Annotated in this window: 22 protein-coding genes and 1 tRNA gene; 18 read left to right on the top strand and 5 right to left on the bottom strand. The window is 59.2% G+C overall.

What is annotated here, in order from left to right; all coding sequences use genetic code 11:
• The first annotated feature begins 190 nt into the window (after positions 1 to 190).
• The 10 genes from DESLA_RS18640 to DESLA_RS0104120 all read left to right on the top strand — a co-directional run bounded on the left by DESLA_RS18640 (position 191) and on the right by DESLA_RS0104120 (position 8,296).
• On the top strand, positions 191 to 1,087 hold the full coding sequence (locus DESLA_RS18640; RefSeq protein WP_084031873.1) for a tetratricopeptide repeat protein: 897 nt from the start codon (positions 191 to 193) through the stop codon (positions 1,085 to 1,087).
• A gap of 173 nt (positions 1,088 to 1,260) precedes the next feature.
• On the top strand, positions 1,261 to 2,484 hold the full coding sequence (locus DESLA_RS21470) for a LytR C-terminal domain-containing protein (RefSeq protein ID WP_028571495.1): 1,224 nt from the start codon (positions 1,261 to 1,263) through the stop codon (positions 2,482 to 2,484).
• A gap of 162 nt (positions 2,485 to 2,646) precedes the next feature.
• Entirely contained in the window at positions 2,647 to 3,399 is a 753-nt protein-coding gene (locus tag DESLA_RS0104165; RefSeq protein WP_156932858.1) for a hypothetical protein, read from the top strand.
• 270 nt (positions 3,400 to 3,669) lie between these two features.
• Entirely contained in the window at positions 3,670 to 4,164 is a 495-nt protein-coding gene (locus tag DESLA_RS0104160; protein WP_028571493.1) for a rubrerythrin family protein, read from the top strand.
• 167 nt (positions 4,165 to 4,331) lie between these two features.
• Complete coding sequence (locus DESLA_RS0104150; RefSeq protein WP_028571492.1) at positions 4,332 to 5,132, top strand: inositol monophosphatase family protein; 801 nt, start codon at positions 4,332 to 4,334, stop codon at positions 5,130 to 5,132.
• A 29-nt stretch (positions 5,133 to 5,161) separates the two neighbouring features.
• Positions 5,162 to 5,620, top strand: a complete 459-nt coding sequence (gene rimI, locus DESLA_RS0104145) for a ribosomal protein S18-alanine N-acetyltransferase (RefSeq protein WP_028571491.1) — start codon at positions 5,162 to 5,164, stop codon at positions 5,618 to 5,620.
• Positions 5,621 to 5,840: 220 nt separating this feature from the next.
• Entirely contained in the window at positions 5,841 to 7,031 is a 1,191-nt protein-coding gene (locus tag DESLA_RS0104135) for a phosphoglycerate kinase (RefSeq protein ID WP_028571489.1), read from the top strand.
• The gene (gene tpiA / locus DESLA_RS0104130) at positions 7,028 to 7,801 is read left to right on the top strand and encodes a triose-phosphate isomerase (protein ID WP_035261340.1); all 774 of its coding nucleotides are present in this window, start codon (positions 7,028 to 7,030) and stop codon (positions 7,799 to 7,801) included. Before DESLA_RS0104135 ends, tpiA begins: the two co-directional genes overlap by 4 nt.
• Positions 7,802 to 7,824: 23 nt before the next feature.
• A complete protein-coding gene (gene secG / locus DESLA_RS0104125; protein WP_028571487.1) occupies positions 7,825 to 8,190 on the top strand; it encodes a preprotein translocase subunit SecG in 366 nt (121 codons plus the stop codon).
• A 19-nt stretch (positions 8,191 to 8,209) separates the two neighbouring features.
• Positions 8,210 to 8,296, top strand: a tRNA-Leu gene (locus tag DESLA_RS0104120).
• Positions 8,297 to 8,589: 293 nt separating this feature from the next.
• Here the strand turns inward: DESLA_RS0104120 and DESLA_RS0104115 are convergent.
• The 5 genes from DESLA_RS0104115 to DESLA_RS21465 form a co-directional block, all read right to left on the bottom strand.
• Positions 8,590 to 8,850 carry a transcriptional regulator gene (locus DESLA_RS0104115; protein ID WP_028571486.1) on the bottom strand — a complete coding sequence of 87 codons (261 nt, stop codon included), beginning with the start codon at positions 8,848 to 8,850 and terminating at the stop codon, positions 8,590 to 8,592.
• Positions 8,851 to 8,860: 10 nt separating this feature from the next.
• A complete protein-coding gene (locus tag DESLA_RS22735) occupies positions 8,861 to 9,013 on the bottom strand; it encodes a hypothetical protein (protein ID WP_156932857.1) in 153 nt (50 codons plus the stop codon).
• A 119-nt stretch (positions 9,014 to 9,132) separates the two neighbouring features.
• Positions 9,133 to 9,639, bottom strand: a complete 507-nt coding sequence (gene folK, locus DESLA_RS0104105; protein ID WP_028571485.1) for a 2-amino-4-hydroxy-6-hydroxymethyldihydropteridine diphosphokinase — start codon at positions 9,637 to 9,639, stop codon at positions 9,133 to 9,135.
• Positions 9,640 to 9,718: 79 nt separating this feature from the next.
• Positions 9,719 to 10,885: an LL-diaminopimelate aminotransferase gene (locus DESLA_RS0104100; RefSeq protein ID WP_028571484.1), complete on the bottom strand. Its 1,167-nt coding sequence runs from the start codon at positions 10,883 to 10,885 to the stop codon at positions 9,719 to 9,721.
• Between the two features lie 399 nt (positions 10,886 to 11,284).
• Positions 11,285 to 12,484, bottom strand: a complete 1,200-nt coding sequence (locus DESLA_RS21465; RefSeq protein ID WP_051434366.1) for a P-loop NTPase — start codon at positions 12,482 to 12,484, stop codon at positions 11,285 to 11,287.
• 3 nt (positions 12,485 to 12,487) lie between these two features.
• Between DESLA_RS21465 and DESLA_RS18625 the strand changes: the two genes are divergently transcribed.
• From DESLA_RS18625 to DESLA_RS0104050, 8 genes are all read left to right on the top strand, one after another.
• Positions 12,488 to 12,775, top strand: a complete 288-nt coding sequence (locus DESLA_RS18625) for a hypothetical protein (RefSeq protein ID WP_156932856.1) — start codon at positions 12,488 to 12,490, stop codon at positions 12,773 to 12,775.
• Positions 12,776 to 12,882: 107 nt separating this feature from the next.
• Positions 12,883 to 13,041 carry a hypothetical protein gene (locus DESLA_RS23115; protein ID WP_169732591.1) on the top strand — a complete coding sequence of 53 codons (159 nt, stop codon included), beginning with the start codon at positions 12,883 to 12,885 and terminating at the stop codon, positions 13,039 to 13,041.
• A complete protein-coding gene (locus DESLA_RS21460) occupies positions 13,028 to 14,470 on the top strand; it encodes an AAA family ATPase (protein ID WP_051434365.1) in 1,443 nt (480 codons plus the stop codon). Before DESLA_RS23115 ends, DESLA_RS21460 begins: the two co-directional genes overlap by 14 nt.
• 193 nt (positions 14,471 to 14,663) lie before the next feature.
• Positions 14,664 to 16,739: a hypothetical protein gene (locus DESLA_RS0104070; protein WP_028571482.1), complete on the top strand. Its 2,076-nt coding sequence runs from the start codon at positions 14,664 to 14,666 to the stop codon at positions 16,737 to 16,739.
• 1 nt (position 16,740) lies between these two features.
• Entirely contained in the window at positions 16,741 to 17,304 is a 564-nt protein-coding gene (locus tag DESLA_RS0104065) for a hypothetical protein (protein WP_035261332.1), read from the top strand.
• 10 nt (positions 17,305 to 17,314) lie between these two features.
• The gene (locus DESLA_RS0104060) at positions 17,315 to 17,824 is read left to right on the top strand and encodes a hypothetical protein (RefSeq protein ID WP_028571480.1); all 510 of its coding nucleotides are present in this window, start codon (positions 17,315 to 17,317) and stop codon (positions 17,822 to 17,824) included.
• Positions 17,825 to 17,864: 40 nt separating this feature from the next.
• Positions 17,865 to 19,535: a secretin GspD/PilQ domain-containing protein gene (locus tag DESLA_RS18615; RefSeq protein ID WP_051434364.1), complete on the top strand. Its 1,671-nt coding sequence runs from the start codon at positions 17,865 to 17,867 to the stop codon at positions 19,533 to 19,535.
• A 115-nt stretch (positions 19,536 to 19,650) separates the two neighbouring features.
• Positions 19,651 to 21,348 carry a GspE/PulE family protein gene (locus DESLA_RS0104050; RefSeq protein ID WP_028571479.1) on the top strand — a complete coding sequence of 566 codons (1,698 nt, stop codon included), beginning with the start codon at positions 19,651 to 19,653 and terminating at the stop codon, positions 21,346 to 21,348.
• Positions 21,349 to 21,486: the final 138 nt, after the last annotated feature.

The following is a 21,486-nucleotide window of genomic DNA, read 5'->3' as shown; positions in this document are numbered from 1 at the left end:
TATAGCGGGACAGGCATCTTGCCTGTCTGCCCAGGGTTTCTAGGTATTATGAAAAGAGTTGCCCGGAGTTTTTGGGCTATTACCGGGGCAGGCGTCAACAATGCGGAATACTGAGTATCATTCACGTTCATAATCAATCAACCGTGGCCATTCCGGCGGACCTCGCCAACGCTGGACGAAGGATCGAATCATGAGACAACGCAAGGCTGGAATGATGGGGGTTGCGACATGCTGGACAACGATACTGCTCCTCAGCGTGGGAATGATTTCCTGTACGGCCAAGCAACAGATATCTCTGGTCCGGGATGACGGATTGACCATCACCAGCCGGGAGCACGAACGGTTGGGCGATGCCCTGCTGGCCGGCAACAACCTGCAGATGGCGCTGTTCCAGTTCGACCGCGCCCTGGAACAGAACCCGGACAATCTCAGCGCGAGGTACAAGCGGGGTCTGGTCTTTGTTCACGGGGAACACAACCAGGAAGCTGTCAGCGAATTCCAGCGAATTCTGGCCAAGAATCCCGATTTTGAACTGGCCCACGAAGGAATGGGGCGGGCCTCTTTCCAGGCCGGGAACCTCGACCAGGCCCTGCTCAGCCTGCAGCAGGCCCTGCGTCTGAACCCGGACCTGTGGCGATCCCGGGCCTACCTGGGCATGATCCACGACCTCCGGGGCGAAACCGCCCTGGCCCTGATCGAACACCAAAAGGCCATTACCCTGCGGCCCGGCGAAGGCTCCCTGTACAACAACCTGGGTGTTTCCTTCACCATGTCCCGGAATTTCGAAAAGGCCGTTGCCGCCTTCAACAAGGCCCTGGAACATAATTTCCAGGACCGCCGGGTCTACAACAACCTGGGCCTGGCCCTCTCCAACCTGGGACATTACCAGGCCGCCTTGGAAGCCTTCCGCAAGGGCGGCACCGAATCCCAGGCCTACAACAACCTGGGCAGCGTCTACCTGAACAAGAACCGTTACGAAGACGCCATCCGCTCTTTCGAAAAAGCCATCGAACACGAACCGGGATTCTACGTCATGGCCGGCGAAAATCTGAAACGAGCCAGATTGGGTTTGGGGAAGGAGCAGTGATCGAAGCGAGCGGTTCAAAACTCAAAAACGGTGGGTCAATTATGGGAAACGGGTTGCGGGAGCATTTGAAACAAATTGGCATTCCTGTCTGTATCGCGGTGGGATTGTCGGGTTGCGCCCTGTGGGAGAGGAATCATGAGCCCCAACCCTGGGGAACGCAGCACCGTACGACCATGTCCGACCAGGAACTGCGCCGCCTCGTGGCCTCGGCCCGGCCGTTCATCCGCAATCCGGAAATGCATTTTCGGCAGGGCCTCTATTTCCAAACCCGCGGGCAGCACAAACTGGCCGTGGATGAATTCGCCAAGGTGCTCCTGCTGGAACCCGACCACATCAAGGCCCTCAACGCCATGGCCGTATCCTGCGACAAACTGGAAAACTACGAACAGGCCGTGGCGCTGTACAAGCAGGCCTTGAGCCTGGACCCGGATCAGGACTACATCTACAACAACCTCGGATACTCCTACTTTCTCCAGGGCAACTACACAGCGGCTGTGGAGGCTTTCCAAAAAGCCGTGACCCTGGACCAGAGCAACACGATCTTTCTGAACAATCTGGGCATGGCCTATGCACAGAAAGGCCTGTTCGACCAGGCCCTGGCCAAGTTCCAGCGCGACCCCCATGCGGAACACCCCGCTTCCCGTGTCGACCCAACGACATTGTTCGACAACCAAACTGAAATTGAACAGACGGAAACCGCCCAATTCGAGCCCGAGCCGCGCCACTGGATCCGCAAGCTGATGCCGAGACCGCCGGGCAACACCGTGAGCGCCCCCCACATCGATCCACAGGTCGAACCACGGGTCGAACCAAAGTCCGGAAATCGGACTGAACCTCGCACCATACGTCGTCGGATCGAGCAGGCCGGACCACGGGTCGATCCCGCAACCCAAACCACCGCCACGCCCTCCCCCGCCCCGGCCGCGGAGCTTCAACTTTCCACCGGACAGGCATCGTCCGGGATGCCTGTCACTCCGGACCGGCAGACGAACCAACATGATTTCCTGAAAGCCGTTCCGGTGGAAGTGCTCAACGGCAGCGGCGTCACCCGTATTGCTCACGATGTCGGCTCGTATCTGGAAAAAAACGGCTTCCGGGTGATCCGGAAAAAAAACGCCGACCATTTCGACCATCCCCGCACCATCATCCACTACGGAATCGGTTACCTCCCGGCCGCGAAACTGCTGTCCCGCCAGTTTCCGGGGGAGTACCTCCTGAAGGAGGAAGCGTCCCTGGACCGTTTCGAATCACGCATCCGCGTCGTTGTCGGAAAGGATCTGGATCAGCGCCAATTGGCCGTTCTCGGGCGCAGGCACGTCGAAGACCCGGCCCATCACGCCGCTTCCGGCCAGGGAACGCTGATCAGCCGTGGACCGGATTCCCCCGTGCGTCCATGACGAGCGAAAAGACATGGCGAACAGGACCGGGCGCGGTTTGTCCGTATCCGGGTACGCCGGTCATTCAACCATTGAAATGGTCGCGCTGATGCGAGAACCATTGGCAAGATGTTGCAATATCGAGATCACCCGGCACACAATTACAATCCAAGGAGGAATGGCATGAAACGGGTATGGTGGCTTGTTGCGATGATCGTGGTGGCGTTGTCGATGCCCGGGTGCGGTGGTGGCGGAGACGGTCCGGGACCGGGCGAAATAAGGATGGAATCCTTTTCATCGAATTACCTGCCCATAGCCACAAAGATTGTCCGGGCCACGGTTCGGAACAAGGACAATCAGATGATGGGAGGCGTTCTCGTCAGCTTCAGCACCAGTGCGGGCCAGTTGTGCGAAGAGGTGAAGGTGGACACCGAAGACTTAACAGTAATGGAATGCATTAATACGCCCAACGGTCCGTCCATTGAAACCAATGCCAACGGCATCGCGGACATCTATCTGCTGCTTGGCCCCTATCCCAGCGCCACGGTGACGGCCATGGCCTCGGCATCCCACCAGCGAGACGACGTGGACTGGCACGACAACGTGGGCAGCGGGACCATATCCGCATCCATCCAGGTCTTCATCGTGGAAAACATCCGCCTGCTCGACATCCAGGTCGGTCCCACGGCGGATACGAGAATCATCCGCGTGCTGGTCACCGGTCCCGGTCCCAGAGAGACTCCCCTGGAGAACGTCGCCGTCCGATTCCACAGCAGCGGCGGGCAATTCGTGGATCACCAAGGCAACCCCGCCCCGGTTCCCGAAGTGCGCACCAACCGGCACGGCATCGGGCAGATCCACCTCAAGAGCACCCACCCGGTCACGGTCACCGCCCGAGCCGACAACAAATCCACCCAGTTCCCGGTGCAATTCTAGGCCCCGGCGAACCTTTTCAAAATAAGTTGAGTGCAACCTTCCGGTTGCACTCAACTTTTGAATTACGAGTCCGGAATCTTTTGCCCTGGGATCGCCGCCCAGGGCGGCACATTTCTGCTTCTGACTGCCATTTCGCCCCCCCCCATTACTGGTTCCATTGCGGCCGTTCTTGGACTATGAAAAAGACACTGGATCGACGACGCTCACCGCATTCAGATTACAGTCGTCACGGACCATCGCACACTCAACCCTTCTCAAGGAGGAACCACAATGTCCAAGACCATGAACAACCTTAAGGAAGCCTTTGCCGGGGAATCCCAGGCCAACCGGAAATACCTGGCTTTCGCCAAGCAAGCCGACAAGGAAGGTCATCCCCAGGTAGCCCGCTTGTTCCGGGCCGTTGCCGAGGCGGAAACCGTTCACGCCCACGCCCATCTCAAGCTGATGGGCGGCATCGGCACCACGGAGGAAAATCTGAAGGAGGCCCTCAGCGGGGAAACCCATGAGTTCACGAAGATGTACCCGGAGATGATCGCCGATGCCCAGGAGGAAAGCCAAAAGGCCGTGGAACGCGGCTTTCACTTCGCCAATGAAGTGGAGAAGATTCACGCCGGACTCTACGAAAAGGCCCTCCAGAATCTGGGAAAGCAGACCGAAATCGACATCCATGTCTGTAGCGTCTGCGGCTACACGATTGAAGGCGAAACTCCGGAGAAATGTCCGGTCTGCAACGCCGCGAAAAAGGCGTTCTTTAAGGTCGATTAATACGTTTTCATCCGGAAGCGCCGCTGTTTCCGAATCCGGAACCCGACGATTTCGAAGTTGGAATCAAGCAGGATTTCCAGAAATATCGTCCCGCGTCGCATGAGCGACGCGGGACGATTCGTTTTCAGCGTCTTGGCATCAGCCCTGTTTGCGCATATGTTCGCCGGATGACCGACCACGCACCACTTCTTCACAAAACCATCGACATCGTCCGCGAGGCCGGGGACCTGTTGATGCGGTACTGGCACGCTCCCAGGGAAATCCGCCATAAGGGTCGGATCGACCTGGTCACCACCGCGGACCTGGCCCTTGAAAAACTCCTCAAGGAACGTCTGGGCGCCCTGCTCCCCGAGGCCGGTTTTCTGGCCGAGGAGTCGGCCTCCGCCGAGGACTTGGGAAAAAGACTGAACGGTCCCACCTGGATCATCGACCCCCTGGACGGTACCACCAATTTCGCCCACGGCTTTCCCTTCGTGGCCATCTCCGTGGCGCTGTGGGACAAGGGCGACGTTCAGCTTGGGCTGGTCCATCTGCCCGTGCTCCACGAACTGTTCCACGCCGCCAAGGGCCGAGGGACCCATCTCAACAACGTTCCGGTCCAGGCATCCACCGTCCCGGACCTGGAAAACTCCCTGGTCGCCACGGGGTTTCCCTACTCCGTCCGGGAGCAACTGCCGCCGATTCTGGGGTGGATGGAAACCATGCTCACCCTGACGCAGGGGATTCGACGGCCCGGCTCCGCGGCCAGCGACCTGGCCTATGTCGCTTGCGGCCGTTTCGACGCCTTCTATGAAATCAACCTCAAGCCGTGGGACATGGCCGCGGGATGGCTGCTGGTCCGCGAAGCCGGAGGACTGGTCACCCGGATCGACGGTTCGGCGTTCGACCTGCATATCCCTTCCATCCTGGCCAGCAACACCAAGGTCCACGCGGAGATGGTCGAGGCCCTGGGGCGAACCGACGGCTGATCCCCGCCTCCCAAAACGAACCGACCGCCGTGTCCCGCGTCTTTCTGCTCTCCCGCGACGAACTTCCGGAAGCCGCGGCGTTGGAAGCCGCGCATTTCCCCGCGCCGTGGTCCCTGGAGCAATTCCAAAGCAGCTATGACCAGGGCACGTGCCGTGTGCATGGGGTTCGCGTCGAGGTCGCATTGATCGGCTACATCAGCTGCCAAATCCTGCCTCCGGAGATGGAGATTTTGAACATGGCCGTTCGTCAGGACTTCCGGGGCCGCGGCCTGGGCCGGGCGCTGGCGGCCGCGGCCCTGGAACACGGCGCGGCCCTGGGAATCGATGCCTGCCACCTGGAGGTGGACGAAACCAACCTTGCCGCCGTACACCTCTACACGGCGCTCGGTTTTACGCCCATCGGACGCCGTCGGGGTTACTACCGGCACCCGGAGGGAGTAAGAGACGCCATTTTGATGCAGTGCGATCCGCGATACGTCGCGGCATGAGCGAAGTCGTAAGGTACGATCTACCCAAGTATTGAAATTATCCTATTCCGGCAGTTCGTTCAAAAATCCCAAGTGCAAGGAGCAAAAATAGTTCAAGATCGAAGCGTATTGCTTCATACGTGAGAGTTTGAAATATTTGCAGCGACGCGGCAATTGGGAATTTTTCAACGGACTGCCAGCATGACAACCGCCCTGTAGCACCCAAGCCAGGAGGAAAACGATGAGCATTACCTATTTAAAAGACGTTGACGTGCGGAATAAACGCCTGTTGATCCGCGTGGACTACAACGTGCCCATGGATCAAGGCACCATCAAGGAAGACACCCGCATCCGGGCCAGCCTGCCCACGTTGAAGCAGGCCCTGGAACGCGGCGCTGCTCTGGTGCTGTGTTCCCACATGGGGCGCCCCAAGGGTCAGGTCGTGCCCGAACTGAGCCTGGGCCCCATTGCCCGACGTCTTTCCGAGTTGTTGGGAGTGGACGTGGCCATGGCCCCGGACTGCGTCGGTCCCGAGGTGGAAGCCATGACCAAGGCCCTTGAGCCGGGTCAGGTCCTGTTGTTGGAGAATCTGCGCTTCCATGCCGGAGAAACCAAGAACGATCCGGATTTCAGCGCCCAGTTGGCCAAACTGGGGGACGTTTTCGTCAGCGACGCCTTTGGGACGGCCCACCGGGCCCACGCTTCCAACGTCGGCGTGGCCAAGTTGATTCCGGTCTGCTGCGCGGGTTTGTTGATGCAAAAGGAATGGGAATATCTGGGCCGGGCTTTGGCTGATCCCAAGCGCCCCTTTGTGGCCGTGTCGGGGGGGGCCAAGGTCTCCGGCAAGCTCGAATTGTTGGACAATCTCCTGGAAAAGGTGGACCGGATGATCATCGGCGGGGCCATGGCCAACACCTTTATCAAGGCTCAAGGGTTTGGCGTGGGCTCCTCCCTGGTGGAAGACGATCTCCTGGACACGGCCCGGGCCGTCCTGGCCAAAGCCAAGGAGCGTGGAACAGCGCTCTATCTCCCCGTGGACTTTGTGTATGCCGACGGCCTCAAGTCCGAACGGGCCGACGGGGTTTGCCCGTACCAGAACATTCCCGCGGACAAAATGGTCCTGGACATCGGCCCGGCTACGCAAGCGCTGTTCGCGGAAGTACTGGCCGGTGCCGGAACCGTGGTTTGGAACGGCCCCATGGGCGCGTTCGAGAACCCGGCCTTCGCTTCCGGCTCCATGCACGTGGCAACGGCCATAGCCGATTCCGCCTCGGTGAGCATCGTCGGCGGCGGTGATACGGACGCCATGCTCCACGCCTCGGGCCTGGCGGACAAGATCAGCTTCATCTCCACCGGGGGCGGAGCGTTTCTGGAATTCATGGAAGGCAAGGATCTCCCCGCCTTCAAAGCCCTGAAGGAGTGCGCCGCATGAGTACGACCCCAAAAATGTTGATCGCCGGAAATTGGAAAATGTACAAAACCGAGGCCCAGGCCGTGGAGCTGGCCTCCGGCTTGGCCGCCGGCCTCCGGGACGTTTTGCCCGAGGACCGCGAAATCCTGCTTCTGCCGCCCTTCACCACGCTGAAGGCCGTGGCCGAAACCATCCGCGGGCGAGAACGACTGTTCCTGGGAGGACAAAATTTTTATCCGTCTTCCGAAGGCGCCTTTACCGGGGAAATCGCGCCCTTCATGCTCGTGGATGCCGGATGCACCCATGCCCTGGTCGGCCACTCCGAACGCCGTCACGTGCTCAAAGAGTCCGACCGGTTCATCGCCCAAAAGACCGCCTTTGGCCTTCAAGCCGGGTTGCACATGATTTTGTGCATCGGCGAAACCCTGGACCAGCGCACCCACGGCAGCGTGGAAAACGTACTCAAAGGGCAACTCCGGCTGGGATTGGCCGAGGTGGACAAGGACGGCGTGACTCCGGACCGGTTGACCATCGCCTACGAGCCGGTCTGGGCCATCGGCACGGGCAAGGTGGCCCAGACCGAGGACATCGTCGCGGCCCACGATCTTGTCCGCAAGACCCTGCAGGAGTTGTTCCCTCGTTGCGGCGACGAAATCCGCATTCTCTACGGCGGCAGCGTCAAGCCGGACAACGCCGGAGCGATCCTGGACCTTGACAATGTGAACGGCGTGCTGGTAGGAGGCGCAAGTTTGCAGGTCGACAGCTTCACGGCCATTGCCTCGGCTGTCTGAAATATCGCAAGGAGCACACTGTTTTGAACGCACTGATCATCACCATTCACGTTTTGGCCTGTATCTCTCTGGTCATTCTCATCCTGCTGCAATCCGGCAAGGAAGGCATGGGCGTCATCTTCGGCGGAGGCAGCAGTTCCGTCTTCGGTAGCAGCGGCGCCGGGGGGCTGCTCAAAAAGCTGACCATCAGCGTGGCCAGCATTTTCATCATCACCTCCCTGAGCTTCACCTACATGAGCGGACAACGCACCGCCGAAGAATCCGTGATCCTTGACTTCCCGGCTGATTTGCCGCAAGTTCCCTCCGCACCAGGAAGCATCGAAGAACAGATCTCGATCCCAGCGGAACCTCAAGACGCTGCTCCGCAATCACGGACCGAAACGCAGTAAATCTCAAGCAAAGTCAAACGCCGAAGTGGTGGAACTGGTAGACACGCCATCTTGAGGGGGTGGTGAGGGAAACCTCGTGGGGGTTCGAGTCCCCCCTTCGGCACCAAGAGTCACAAAAAAAGACGAGGTCGGACAGTTTGTCCGACCTCGTCTTTTTTTATCGAGCTCTTTTCACCTGGTTCTTGTACTCATTCAGTTGTCGGTGTCGGCGTCGGTATCGCTATCGGGATCGATACTGTTTGTGTGCCAATAATACCTTCTATTTCGGCAATGCGTTGTTCGCTTGAGAAAATGCAGTTATCGGGATCGGGATCGCTACTGTTTCCAATAATCCTAATTCGATCCCAATTCCCATCCCGATAGCGACACCGAAAGAGAATCATTGAATTGGAGATGGTATTACTTCCCGGCCTCCAGCTTCTTCAGATACGAATCCCGACATTCATAACTGCAGAAGCAGTGCACCGTCTCCCCTTCCTTGATCCGAATGTCGCTGCCCACCGGAACGTATGTCCCACAGACCGGATCCTTGGTCATCACACCATTGGCGGCCAGATTCTCGCTTTCTTTTTCCTTGACCTCTTTCTTCTTCTGGAAATCACCGACCAGAAGTTTGTACAAGATGAAAGCCGCGGCAATAAAAATTAGAAATTTCAGCATGAAAACTCCTCTACCCGCCGATTCCCGACGTCGCCGGTTCCGGCTTCTCTGGTAAATATGCTCGGAAAAAGGCGTAATCGATAGCGTAGACCGTACGCGGAACAACGCCGATTTCCTCTTTCTCCAGCATGGCCACAAGGCGATTCCCGTCAATCAGTTCCATGGGCGGCGCTCCTTCCCGAGTCGCCTCCCGCTTCGCGTCTTCAGAATTCACTGCACAACCCGAATTCAGTAAAAGGTCGATCCTGAAAAATCAAACCTGTTTCTGAAACAGCCCCTTCCCTACTGAAAAATACCACGTCCCTGGACATGAAACGATAAACGATCAAGCACCTCGGACAGATTTGTCCCGTCGGGAAAGACGAGTTCCGGGGCGATGTCGCGCAGGGGAACGAGGACGAAGGCCCTTTCACGGAGGCGCGGATGCGGCAGGGTCAACTCAGGAAAATCGTAACACTGTGAGCCGAAAAGCAGCAGATCCAGATCGATGATTCGCGGGCCTTTGTCTCGTTCGCGGACCCTCCCCATGCGGTCTTCGATTTCCAGGAGCGTTCGCAAGAGTTCCTGGGCCGTCCAGACAGGCCCGCAGTCCAAAGAGACGACCTGATTGGCGAACCAGGGTTGATTCCGGACGTCCTGGGGTTCCGTCAAATAGACGGGGGATTGCGAACCAAGTCGGACCTCAGGCAGCCGACTCAACGTTTCACGCGCTTGCCGCAGATTGTCTTCCTGGTCTCCAAGGTTCGAGCCCAGACTGATGAACGCCCGCGTGGTCCGGGATTGCGTCATGCCCGCAAGTAAAGATCGACTTCGAACAGTTCAAGAAAAAAAAGAGGGAAACAGCATGTTCCCCCCTTCCCTGCCGTCATTACAGCTTGGCGATCCGGGCCAAAGCTTCCAGCAAACGGTCCTCGCCCACGGTCAGGGCGATGCGGAAGTAGCCCTCTCCAGGCGTGCCGAATCCGTTGCCCGGCGTGACCACCACTCCGGTCTTCTGGAGCACCTCGGCCACGAAGCCGGTGGAATCGCGGCCCTGGGGGACTTTGGTCCAGACGTAGAACGTGGCCTCCGGGGAGCGACACTCCAGGCCGATCTTGGCCAGTTCCGCCACCACCACGTCCCGCCGCCCCTTGTAGATGTCCCGCATCTCCTGGGCAAAGGCCTCGCCGTGATCCAGGGCGGTAATCCCGGCTTCCTGGACGGCCTGGAAGATGCCGGAGTCGATGTTGCTCTTGATCTTGCCCAGGCCTTGCACCAACTCCTGATTGCCCACGGCCATGCCCACGCGCCAGCCGGTCATGTTGTAGGTCTTGGACAAGGAATGGAACTCAATGGCCACGTCCATGGCACCGGGGATTTCCAGGATGCTGAGCGGTTTGTTGGCCGGATTGTAGTACATTTCCGAATACGCGGCGTCATGAACCAGGATGGTCCCGAACTCCCGGGCTTTGGCGATCAGCTTCTCGTAGAAGCTTCGCGGGGCCATGGCCGAGGTGGGGTTGTTGGGGTAGTTCAGGAAAAAAATCTTGGCCCGTTTCCACACGTCCTCGGGGATGGCGTCCAAATCCGGCAAAAAATCCGTGGATTCGGTCAACGGCACGAAATGGGTCTCGCCGCCGGCGAACATGGTCGCGATGGGATAGACCGGATAATTGGGCGTCGAGGTCATGACCAGGTCGCCGGGGTCCACGAAGGCCAGGGGGAAGTGGGCCAAACCCTCCTTGGAGCCGATCAGGCTGAGCACCTGGGAGGTGGGGTCCAGGGTTACGCCGAAGCGCGATTTGTACCATCTGGCCACGCACTCCCGAAAGGAGTTCAGCCCGGAGTAGGATGGATAGCGGTGATGTTCGCTCTTGGCCACGGCCTTGTTCATGGACTGGATGATGAAGTCCGGGGTCGGCAGATCCGGGTCCCCTACTCCCAGGTCGATGATGTCCACTCCCTTGGCCTTGACTTCATTCTTGACCCGGTCAATTTCAGCGAACAGATACGGCGGCAACTGCGCCAAGCGCCGCGCCGGCTTGAAATTCGGCATGCTTCGGAACTCCTTGAATATTGAAGGTTCTCGGTTGAAGGCGTGTCGACGGTGAAAACGAAAAAAGCCCTCCCGGAACCACCGGGATGGCCGTCACCAAAAAAAAGTTTAGTAAAGAGTGGCTCGTAAAGTCAAACCCAGGCCTTTCTCATAAGGGGACAAATCTGTTCTCCTCAAAATCAATCGCGATCGAAATCGGAATCAGAATCGGAAAATGCTGTGCATCACCCGGTGATTGCGTCATCTTGGGCATGAAGCTCGAATTCGATTTCGATACCGTTCAGATAGTGGGTGAGGAACGAAAACAAATCTGCCATGCTTTCTCATAGGAGGGCGACGAAAAGGGGGGCAAGCAAAACCTCTTTCAGAATAGGTCGCCTTCTCGCTTCAGCCAAGGGCTCATGGCTTCGCGTCCGGGTTGGCCGTCGAAGCCTTGAGCGAGGACATGGCCGCCTTCTTCCAGATTTCCGCGAGGCGTTGCAACCGCTCCGCCGTAAGAGCCAAGCGGTGCGCTGCCTCTGAAGCGTCTTCCGAAGGGGAAGCCTGGGGATGCCGTATGCTTTTGGCCACTGTGTCGGCCAACTCCGCTACGACGTGGTCCAGGCGTTGAACCACGTCCTGAACCGAAGGTCGCGTTTCGGCTTCGGGCGACGCCGGAGGCGCGGCGGAGGGGGGAGACGTCTTCGGGCTTGCCGTGGACGCTCCGTCCGCGGGCAGGTGCAGCCCCTGGAACATCGTGAACAGCGAAGCAGCCCAGAAGCCGTGGAAATGAGAATGCAGGGTTTCCGGAGCCATGCGCTTGACGATCAGGTTGGCCACCCGGGTCAGGGCCAGGGACCCGGGGGCTTGGGGCCGAAAGGCCACGGGCAGTACGGACCGGGTCGAAGCAACATGGAAGACGGGATCCTCGGGGACGGCGCCCAGCGGAAGGATCAGCGCTCCCAGGTGCTTTTTGCAGACAGCGGCGAAGCGTTTGATCAGCGTTGCGTGGTCAAAGCCCTCTTTAACCTTGTTCAGCAGGATATAAGGCGGTCGACGCAGTCCGTTCTGCCGAAGGACCTTGAGCAGTGCGTATCCGTCGGTTACGGAGGTCGGTTCGGGGTTGACGACGATGACCTGTTCCCTGGCGGCCAGGCAAAAGGCGACAACCTGCCGATGGATTCCCGGCGCATTATCCAGGAGCAAAAAATCATAGCTGTCCAGCGATTTGATTTTCTTCAAGAAATCGATCTGTTTTGCCTTGGTCATCTCCGTAAGGGCGGCGATCCCCGAGCCGCCTGAAATAACGTCCAGACCCGGACGCACCCTGGTGATGGCCTGCTCCATGGGAAGGTTGTCGATAACGACCTCTTCCAGGGTATGCCCGGGAGTTATTCCCAGAAGCACGTCCACATTGGAAAGGCCCAGATCCACGTCCACCAGGCAAACCCTTCGTCCCTGCTCCGCCAATATCCAGGCCAGACAAGCGGCCACCGACGTCTTGCCGGCTCCGCCCTTGCCGCTGGCAACGGCTATGGTCCGGGTTTTGCGTTTCGGGGACGTGACGTCTTTGCGTGCCTGTTGAACAGACGAACGAGGTGCGGTCGTATTGTCGAGCATGGGTTGAGCGCCATCAATGAAACTGGTTGCAACGCCGAAATGAAGGTTCGACCTGCGCGGGCATCAGGAATTTTAAAGCTGCCATCTTTACAATTACCCGGCTTTCTGAACGGAATCAACAACTTTTCCCCGAGCGTGCAGGGCAATTTTGTTCTCGAACCACGGGCACTCAGGATCGGTATCGAAATCGAAATCGTGATCGAAATCGGAATGTTATCAGAAATCGATTTCGATCACGATTTCGATAGCGATTTCGATGATTGCCAGCCCACCCTTGGGGGTTCCCCTTGAACACCCTAAAACATACTACTCTGAAATTATAGCCATTTTCCAGAGAACAAAATGGCCCTGCCCGAGCGTGGCCTTCAAAACACTTGATGCCCGGATGCCCGAAAACCATGAACTCTCCCCACATTTTCTTGCCTGTGGAGCAAGGCTCGGGTAATGTGCGGATTTTCATGATGAACATGGTTGGCGTGCTTCGCGTCGAGCTTGATCAATTCCCGCGGCAAGGGGCGACCCTGTACTGCAAGGATATTTTGCGTGAACTACTTTGAATTGCTGGGGTTGACCAGGGAGCCGTTTTCCAACTCTCCGGACCCGGTTTTTTTCTTCGAATCCCAAAACCACGCCAAGTCTTTGCATCGGCTGGAAATCGCCGTTCGTCTGCGCCGCGGCCTGAATGTCTGCCTGGGGCCGATCGGTTCGGGCAAGAGCACGCTCTGCCGCACCCTGATCCAGGGCATGGCCAACGACTCGGCCATTGTTCCGCACCTCATCCTCGACCCCACGTTTTCCACGGCCAGAGAACTGCTCGTCACCCTGCACACCCGCTTTTTGCGCGTCTCTCCCTCGCCGGAAGCCACGCACCGGGAAATGATGGAGGCCTTGCAGCAGCATCTTTTTCAGGAAGCCCAGGAGAGCCGGAGAATTCTGGTGCTGATCATCGATGAGGGCCAGAAGCTCGCCCCTTCCTGTCTGGAAGTAATCAGGGAACTGCTGAATTACGAGACCAACGACGCGAAGCTCCTGCAGGTGATCATCTTCGCCCAGGAAGAATTCGACGTGGTTCTGGCCGAAATGCCCAACTTTCAGGACAGAATCAACGAGTTTTGCCGACTGACGCCCTTGAACTTCCGGGACACCAGGGCACTGATTCGTCATCGGCTCAGCCTTGCCGGCACTTCCAGGGAGCTATTCACCTGGCCGGCGTACTGGGCCTTGTACCGAGCGTCTCGAGGCACCCCGCGAAAAATCATGCATCTCGGGCACAAGGCCTTGATGACCTTGATCGTCACCAACAAGTCCAAGGTGAATCGAAACGTCGTGCTGGCCTGCGCCCGGCCCCTGGGCTGGGATGAGGACCGCCGCCCGGGCCTGTTGCTTTTCGTCGCGGTCATGCTGATTGCAATGCTGACTCTTGTTCCTCGGGGCTTGCAGGAAATCCCGGCACTTGATCCCGCCGCCCCTGAAAGCAAGGAGGCCGTTTCGCCAGCGGAAATCAGGGAACCCGTCAGTCATGCATTCCTGACGGCTCCGGCTCGTACCGACGCCATCCCTCCTTCCGTGGGCACGAACAACCAGGATACGGACGAAACGGAAACGGACGAAATGGATACGGACGAAACGGAAACCGTCTCCCTCGCGCCTGTAGAGACACCTTCGGAGCAGATCATCGCATCAGGAGAGCACGACTCCATCAAACCGGGCCAAATGTTTTCCGGTTCGCGCTTCTACGTGCAGGCTGGAGCTTTTCTTCGACATGACGCCGCCGAGAGTGCGGTGCTCGCCATGCGCGCCCGGCACAAGACCGCCGGCACGTTGAGCGTGACCTACAATGGACGGCAGTGGAACATCGTGTATATCGACCATTTCGACACCTTGGACCAGGCCATCCGGAAAGCAGAGGCGCTCCGCGAAAACGAAGGCCTGGAGGTCGTGGTCGTTGAAGCCGAGGGAATGCGCTATCGGCCTGCCTGGAAGTAATGGAGCACTTTTTGCATAAATACTCCGCAACCCATTTGATCAGAACGGACGCGCTTCATGGCGAGATGCCATGCTTGTGAGAACGCCACATCCTTCCGGGATGGTGTTTTTTTACCAATCCCATTTTTTTTACCTGCAAGGCTTGCGGACAGTAAAGATGTCCGCCGAACTCCAGCCCTTGCCATGACCAATCATGAGCCAAGCCACGGAAAAACTGCTGCACATCATCCGCTCCGGGGATAAACACGAATCCTCGACAGCTCAGGCCTCCCCCACGGCCAAGGTTTCACGTTTCAGGATACCCAGACCCTGGACGACCAAAAGCCGACGCCTGGGGGTGGACATCGCGCCGCGAGGGCTGCGTCTGATGCTGGTCGCGGACACTGAAGCCGCCCCGAAAATCCTTGGCTTTCGAGACATAGCCTATCCTGAGGGAGCCAATCCGGGCAGCGCCGGTTTTCCGGCCTTTCTGCGCCGTGAAGTCAAGTCTCTCTGCGGACGTACAGATGATTTGAAAATTTGGAGCCATGTCTTCTCGTTTCGGACCCAACTGCAACATATCCTCGTTCCCAAGGTGCCGCCCTGGGAATTGTACGATCTCGTGTACTGGCGGGTAAAACGGGACAATCCCTTCGACGACAAGGAATTTCTTCTGGATTTCAAGGTCCAGGGCCAGATCATGGATAAGGGGGCGGTAAAGCACAGCGTGATCTGCTGCGTGGCGCCCCGCAAAGAGCTTGCCCTGACCCGATCCTGGTTCGTGGAGGCGGGCCTGCCTCTTGCCGGCCTGACCCCGGCGCCCCTGGCTCTGCAAGCCATGTTTCGCCACCCTTTTCTCCATGTCGACGCGCCGTATTTCGCTACCCTGCAAGTGGAACAGGACTGGTCGCGCATCGACATCTTCGCCGATGGCAATCTGGTCATGAGCCGTTTGGTCAAGACCGGATTGAGCAGCATGGCCGATACCCTGGTTCAGCACTGCAACGAACGCCTGGCCGGTCGCCGGGAGGAAGCACGTCAGGGGCGGGGGGACGCGGCGCGGGGCATGGTTGAACTGGACGTTTCCATCAAGGACGACGAGGACGCCGAAGTCGAGGCGATGGCGGCGTCCCTGGTTCAAGACGACGAGGTACAAACCGGAACCGCCCTGCCCCGGCTTTCGTCCGTTGATATCCCCGAAGATGTCCGAAAGCCCCCGGCAACCGAACATGTCGGCGAACCGCTGGACATGGACCGGGCCATGAACATGCTGATCCAGACCCTGGCCAACGGCAGGGACGTCTCGTCCATACCCTGGGAAGCCATTTCCGACGACCAGATTTTCGAGATGATCGCGCCGGTCTGCGAACGTCTGGCCAAGCAGGTGGAGCGGACGTTCGCCTACAACACGCGCGAGCAGAATCAGGAGCGCACGGAACTGCTGCTGATATCCGGGGATTTGGCCGTAAACGTTCGCATGCGCGAGGTGTTTTGGGGCATTCTCGGAGTGCCCACCCAGGCCCTGGATCCCCTCGACCCGGAACAGCAGCCCAAATGGGGGCCGACAACGCCTCCGACGCAACTGGACCGCATCCAACACAATCTGGCCCTGGCCCTGGCCCTTTGTACGCCCGGCAACTGCCTGAACCTGCAGGCGACCTTTCATCAGCACGAGGAAGCCCGTTCCGTCACCAGGGTGAACATGGCCATGTTCGTCACGACCATCATCCTGCTGTTGGTCCTGAGCACGGTCTACATGTTTCAGGGGAAGGACATCGCGGCCAAGCGGGAAACCCTGGCCGGCCTGGACCGGGAACTCACGGAATTCACGCCCCGGCTTGGTGAAGACATGCTCATGCGGTCCGTGAACGAGATCCGGGAGCAGCAGGAGGAGCTGCGCAGCCTGAGCGCGCGTTTGCAGACCCTGGCCATGTTGCGGGAGGTGGCGGCCCTGACGCCGGAGCATATCCGACTGTTCAATGTCCGGGTCGACGGGGGAGCGCGGCGGCAAGCCGATGTCCGCGCCCGGTCTTCCGAGCCCGTGGCGGGAGGCAAGGCCCTGGTCATGGACGGGATGATCGTCGGCGATCCCATGAGGTTTGAAACCGCATTGGCCGGATACATCATCGCCTTGCAGCGCTCGCCGCTGTTCGAACCGCCGCAGGTCCACGACAAACGTCTGGAAAGCGGGAATCACGGCGAGGAGCGGATGCGCTTTGTTTTGCATCTGCCCATGCACGCAAGACCCGACTCATCGACCCGGCTTGACGCCGTAGCGTCAAGGGAGTGACATGATGCCTCCCTTTGCCGCCTTGAAATCCTTGAAAACGGCCTTTCGGCCTTCGCGCAACAATATTCCCTGGCTTATTCTGTGTCTGGGCGTCCTTGGCATTTTCCTGTTCGTTTTCGTCCTGCCGCACGGCATGGAAAGCGAGAGGCTATCCCGCGGGATCGCCCAGCGCCAGGACGAGATCCGGACGCAACAGGCTTTGCGCCCCGTGCAGGCAGAACTCCAGGCCATCCTGGACGAACCTCTGCCCGGAAGGCTCCACGCGGATATGCTGACGGGCGAAACCGTTCTCCAACTGGAGGATGCCGCGCCGCGCATCAGGGTCATGGCCGAGGAAGCCTCCCTGGACGTCCGCTTCATCCGACCCGACGCTTCGGCTCTGGCCAGGGATGGCGTCCTGCTGGTGGATTGCTCCCTGGCCGGGGAGATGTTTCGGTTGTGGGAGTTTTTGCTTGCCCTGGGCGGCAATCCCTGGCTGCTGGACGTCCGGGACCTGGAAATTTCCAGCGGTCGGACCGGCGAGGAAATCAGAATGCGCTTGCTTGTCGCCATGGATAAAGGATGACGGAGACGTGATGGCCCTGCGTGAAAAAATTCTGGTCGGCCTGATGCTTGCGGCAGTGCTGTACGGCGGATACGTCTTCCTGGATTCCAGACGGACCAGCGCCCCCGCGCCCATGGTCCAGGAAGCCTCCCCGGCCGACGCCGTTGCCCAAAGCGCCCTGGATATCGCATCCCGCTCCCGGCTGGACAGCCTGGAATGGTACATCCTGGAAACCGCGCTGGATTCCAGGGGGCGAAATCCCTTCCAGCGGCTTGAGGACGTGGTCCTGGAACAGGAGCCCGCCCCGCAACGCGGGGAGGAATCATTTCCCGAGTTCATTTATCAAGGGTTCGTCAACATTGCCGGGCAGGATCTTTTCGTGGTGATCAACGGACGGGAATACCAGACCGGCGACCAGTTGGACAAACTAGGCTACTACTTGGCCGAAACCCACGAGGACGCCGTGGTCATCCAACGCCGCACACCCTCCGGCGCGGTGACCGGAACGTTGGTGGTGGACCTGGAAGGCGCGAGTTGGTAATCAATTGTGGATAATTCATCCGAAACGGTACAAAGGCTTTATGACGCATACTGACCGCACCCAAGCCAATATCCTTGCTTTTTTTCCAGGGTTTTTGGCGGCCCTCTTGACGCTGGTCTTGCTCTGGGGCTGCGCTTCCACCTCCAAGGAAGACCCCATGGATCACTGGCGGGAACTCAGCGAACAGGCTCTGGCCCACACCCCCACGGACCGCCCCTTGGAACCGCGTTTCGAGATTCCGGAAGCTTCCTTGATTTTGGACCCGGAACCCGAAACCTCCCCGGACACCCCTTTTCCCCAACAGCGCGTCTCCCTGCGCATGCAGGAAGCGCCCATGGCCACCCTGCTCATGGCCCTGGCCCGGGCCGCCCAGGTGAACATGGTCCTTTCCCCCAGCGTCCGGGCCATGCAGGGCGTCAGCGTGATTATCGACGACGTTCCATGGGAAACCGCCTTCCGCAACATGGCGGACGCCCACGGGCTGGTGTACGTGTGGAACGGAGCCATCCTGCAAGTCCGCACCGTGGACGACGTCAAGCAGGACATGGAGCGGGAGCGCGTGGCCCAGGACTTCACCAAGTTGCGGGCTGAGGCGATGCATTCCGGGCCGCTGGTCACCAGCGTGATCAAGCTGCGTTACCTGAATATCGGCCAGGATCCCTCAGCCGGAACGGACGGACGCACTGGAACGTCCGAAACGTCCCGAACATCCGGCAACGACTTGACCGGCATGATCACCAAATTGCTCGGGAGCAACGGAGGCGAGGGCGCGCAAGGCGTCGTCGTCCCCCACCCGGAAACCAACTCTCTGGTGCTCCAGGCCCCCCGCAACGTCACGAACAAGGTTTTCGCCTTGCTGGAGCATCTGGATCGCCCGCGACCCCAGATTCTGATCCAGGCCCACATCGTGGAGACCACCAAGGACACGGCTCGGGACCTCGGCTTTCAGTGGGGCGGACGGCGTGCGGGATTCGCCGGCGATCAACCCTGGATGGTGGCGCCCGGCGTCGGAGGTCCGGCAGGAGGATGGCCCGCCGGGGAACTGCCTCCCCCATTCTTCGATCAAGGCCAGGGCAGCGGCGGCATGGCCGGGAACTTCCCCGCCGATTTGACCTCCACGCTCACCGGATTGACCTTGGGATTCATCACCGGCAGCCCCAACTACCTTGAAGTTCAGCTTTCCGCCCTGCAACAGGACGGCAAGCTGAACATCCTGTCCTCGCCCTCCATCACCACCATGAACAACCTGATGGCCTTTACGGAGAACGGCGAGAAAGTGCCCTACGTGTCCAGGGACAAGGACGGCAACAGAGAGGTGAAATTCGAGGACGCCGTCCTGCGCCTGGAAATCACTCCCCATGTGGTGGACACCGAGCACCTGCGGCTGGACATCAGGGTTAAGAAGGACGAAGTGGATTTAACCAGACAGGTGGAAGGCAACCCATTCATCATCAAGAAGGAAACCCAGACCTCGCTCGTGGTGGGAAATGAAGAAACCGTGGTCATTTCAGGCCTGACCAAGGAATTGACCAGCCGCCGCCTGGACGGCGTGCCCTGGCTCAAGGATCTGCCCGGGCTGGGGGCGCTGTTCCGGCGCGACGCTTCCAGGCTGGACATGGAAGAGGTCCTCATCTTCATCACCCCGACCATCATCCCGCAGCGGTCGATTCCCCTGTCTCAAAACACCGCCCCACGGCCTTTCTTTCAATGAGCGGTGTGATGCCGAGAATATCAAAGCCGAAAATGAACATCTTTATGAACATACTTCCTGCGGTCAAATTGACACCAGACAATACTTTTTGGACGACCTAAAACCCAACCATCCAATGGCCAGAGAACGCAAACGCCTCGGCGACATGCTGGTGGACGCCGGGCTGATCGACGCGACCCAGCTCAAGGAAGCCCTGCTGGAGCAGAAGAAAGCCGGGGTCAAGCTCGGGGAGTATCTGATCAACCGGGGGGTGGTCCGGGAACAGCAGATTTACGACGTCATCAGTCGTCAGCTGAACATTGAGAAATTCCTGCCCGAGAAGTTCCCCGTCGACACCCATCTGGCCGCCCTGATTCCCCAGGACTTCGCCCGTCGCAACAAGGTCGCCCCGTTGGCCCGACGAGGCAACCTGCTCAACGTGGCCATGCCGGATCCCTTGGATCTGAACACGTTGGACGACCTGGAAATCCTGACCAACATGGAAGTGGAGCCGGTCATCTGCACCCAGCGGGAGCTGACCGACCTGATCTACAGCATCTACGGCTCCTCAACCCAGATGGGCGACGCCTTGCGGGATCTGGACGACGAGGCGATTTTCGAGGATACGGAGACCACGGAAGCCGTATCCCTGTCTTCCCTACAGGACATGGCCGAAGAGGCTCCGATCATCCGTCTGGTGAACTCCATTCTGGCCCAGGCCGTTCGGGAGAACGCCAGCGACATCCATATCAGCCCGGAAAAGACCATCGTCCACCTGCGGTTTCGAGTGGACGGCAAGCTGCGGGAGGTCCCGGCCCCGCCCAGAAACGTGTTCCTGCCCATTGTCTCCAGAATCAAAATCATCTCCGGCATGGACATTTCCGTCTCCCGCATGCCCCAGGACGGTCGATTCTCCTTCACTCTGGACAACCGGGAAATCCATGTCCGGGTCTCTTCCCTGCCCACCATTCACGGGGAAAACCTGGTACTGCGCCTGTTGCACCGCAGCGGACAGATCATGACCCTGGACGACCTGGGCATGATCGAGGAGGATCGGAACAAGCTGCTGGAGGCCATCACCCGGCCCTACGGCATGCTCCTGGCCACCGGCCCCACGGGCAGCGGTAAAAGCTCCTCCCTCTACGCCCTGCTCAAACAGATGAACCAGCCGGACGTGAACATCATCACCCTGGAAGATCCGGTGGAGTACCGGGTGGAGAAAATCCGCCAAGTCCAGCTCAACCGCCGGGCCGGAATGACCTTTGCCTCCGGCTTGCGCTCCATCCTGCGCCAGGATCCCGACGTGATCATGGTCGGCGAAATCCGGGACGCCGAAACCGCCGAAATCGCCGTGCAGGCCGCCCTGACCGGGCACAAGCTGCTCTCCACCCTGCACACCAACAATGCCGCCGGGGCCGTGACCAGACTGATGGAAATGGATGTCGAACCTTTTCTGGTGGCCTCCACCCTGCTGGTGGTGATCGCCCAGCGCTTGGTGCGCAAGATCTGCCCCTTTTGCAAGGAAGCCTACAGCCCGCCCAAGCCGATCCTGGAGGCCTTGGGCCTGGCCCGGACCCAAAAGATCACCTTTTTCCGCGGCCAGGGCTGCTCTCGCTGCAACCAGGTCGGCTACCAGGGCCGCACCGGAGTCTTCGAGGTGCTCACCGTGGACGACGAGGTTCAGGAAATGATCCTCCAACGGGCCTCGGCCCGGGACATCTTCCGTTCCCAGGTCAAATCCGGCAAACTCCGCCCCCTGGTCCGCGACGCCGCGGTCAAGGTGGCCAAAGGCATCACCACGGCCGAGGAGGCCGCTTCCAACGTGCTGGGGTGAGTGGAGGTGAATATCTATGGAAAAGGCCTTGAAAAGTGATCTTCAACGGGTCAAAAAGATGTCCGACAAGGATATCGAATTCGCCGCTTCACAAGATCCGGACGCTCGTCCGATGCGATGAGGAACTGTCCAAAGTTC

Source organism: Desulfonatronum lacustre DSM 10312 (assembly GCF_000519265.1).
Taxonomy (GTDB): Bacteria; Desulfobacterota; Desulfovibrionia; order Desulfovibrionales; family Desulfonatronaceae; genus Desulfonatronum; species Desulfonatronum lacustre.
The sequence above is the reverse complement of the archived record's forward strand: the minus strand, read 5'-3'. Positions and strand labels throughout refer to the sequence as shown.

Bases quoted from the DNA above. Each gene is read 5' to 3' on its own strand.
- DESLA_RS18640 (WP_084031873.1), top strand. From the start codon at position 191: ATGAGACAACGCAAGGCTGGAATGATGGGGGTTGCGACATGCTGGACA.
- DESLA_RS21470 (WP_028571495.1), top strand. From the start codon at position 1,261: ATGTCCGACCAGGAACTGCGCCGCCTCGTGGCCTCGGCCCGGCCGTTC.
- DESLA_RS0104165 (WP_156932858.1), top strand. From the start codon at position 2,647: ATGAAACGGGTATGGTGGCTTGTTGCGATGATCGTGGTGGCGTTGTCG.
- DESLA_RS0104160 (WP_028571493.1), top strand. From the start codon at position 3,670: ATGTCCAAGACCATGAACAACCTTAAGGAAGCCTTTGCCGGGGAATCC.
- DESLA_RS0104150 (WP_028571492.1), top strand. From the start codon at position 4,332: ATGACCGACCACGCACCACTTCTTCACAAAACCATCGACATCGTCCGC.
- DESLA_RS0104135 (WP_028571489.1), top strand. From the start codon at position 5,841: ATGAGCATTACCTATTTAAAAGACGTTGACGTGCGGAATAAACGCCTG.
- tpiA (WP_035261340.1), top strand. From the start codon at position 7,028: ATGAGTACGACCCCAAAAATGTTGATCGCCGGAAATTGGAAAATGTAC.
- DESLA_RS0104115 (WP_028571486.1), bottom strand. From the start codon at position 8,850: ATGCTGAAATTTCTAATTTTTATTGCCGCGGCTTTCATCTTGTACAAA.
- DESLA_RS22735 (WP_156932857.1), bottom strand. From the start codon at position 9,013: ATGGAACTGATTGACGGGAATCGCCTTGTGGCCATGCTGGAGAAAGAG.
- folK (WP_028571485.1), bottom strand. From the start codon at position 9,639: ATGACGCAATCCCGGACCACGCGGGCGTTCATCAGTCTGGGCTCGAAC.
- DESLA_RS0104100 (WP_028571484.1), bottom strand. From the start codon at position 10,885: ATGCCGAATTTCAAGCCGGCGCGGCGCTTGGCGCAGTTGCCGCCGTAT.
- DESLA_RS21465 (WP_051434366.1), bottom strand. From the start codon at position 12,484: ATGCTCGACAATACGACCGCACCTCGTTCGTCTGTTCAACAGGCACGC.
- DESLA_RS23115 (WP_169732591.1), top strand. From the start codon at position 12,883: ATGAACTCTCCCCACATTTTCTTGCCTGTGGAGCAAGGCTCGGGTAAT.
- DESLA_RS0104070 (WP_028571482.1), top strand. From the start codon at position 14,664: ATGAGCCAAGCCACGGAAAAACTGCTGCACATCATCCGCTCCGGGGAT.
- DESLA_RS0104065 (WP_035261332.1), top strand. From the start codon at position 16,741: ATGATGCCTCCCTTTGCCGCCTTGAAATCCTTGAAAACGGCCTTTCGG.
- DESLA_RS0104060 (WP_028571480.1), top strand. From the start codon at position 17,315: ATGGCCCTGCGTGAAAAAATTCTGGTCGGCCTGATGCTTGCGGCAGTG.
- DESLA_RS18615 (WP_051434364.1), top strand. From the start codon at position 17,865: ATGACGCATACTGACCGCACCCAAGCCAATATCCTTGCTTTTTTTCCA.
- DESLA_RS0104050 (WP_028571479.1), top strand. From the start codon at position 19,651: ATGGCCAGAGAACGCAAACGCCTCGGCGACATGCTGGTGGACGCCGGG.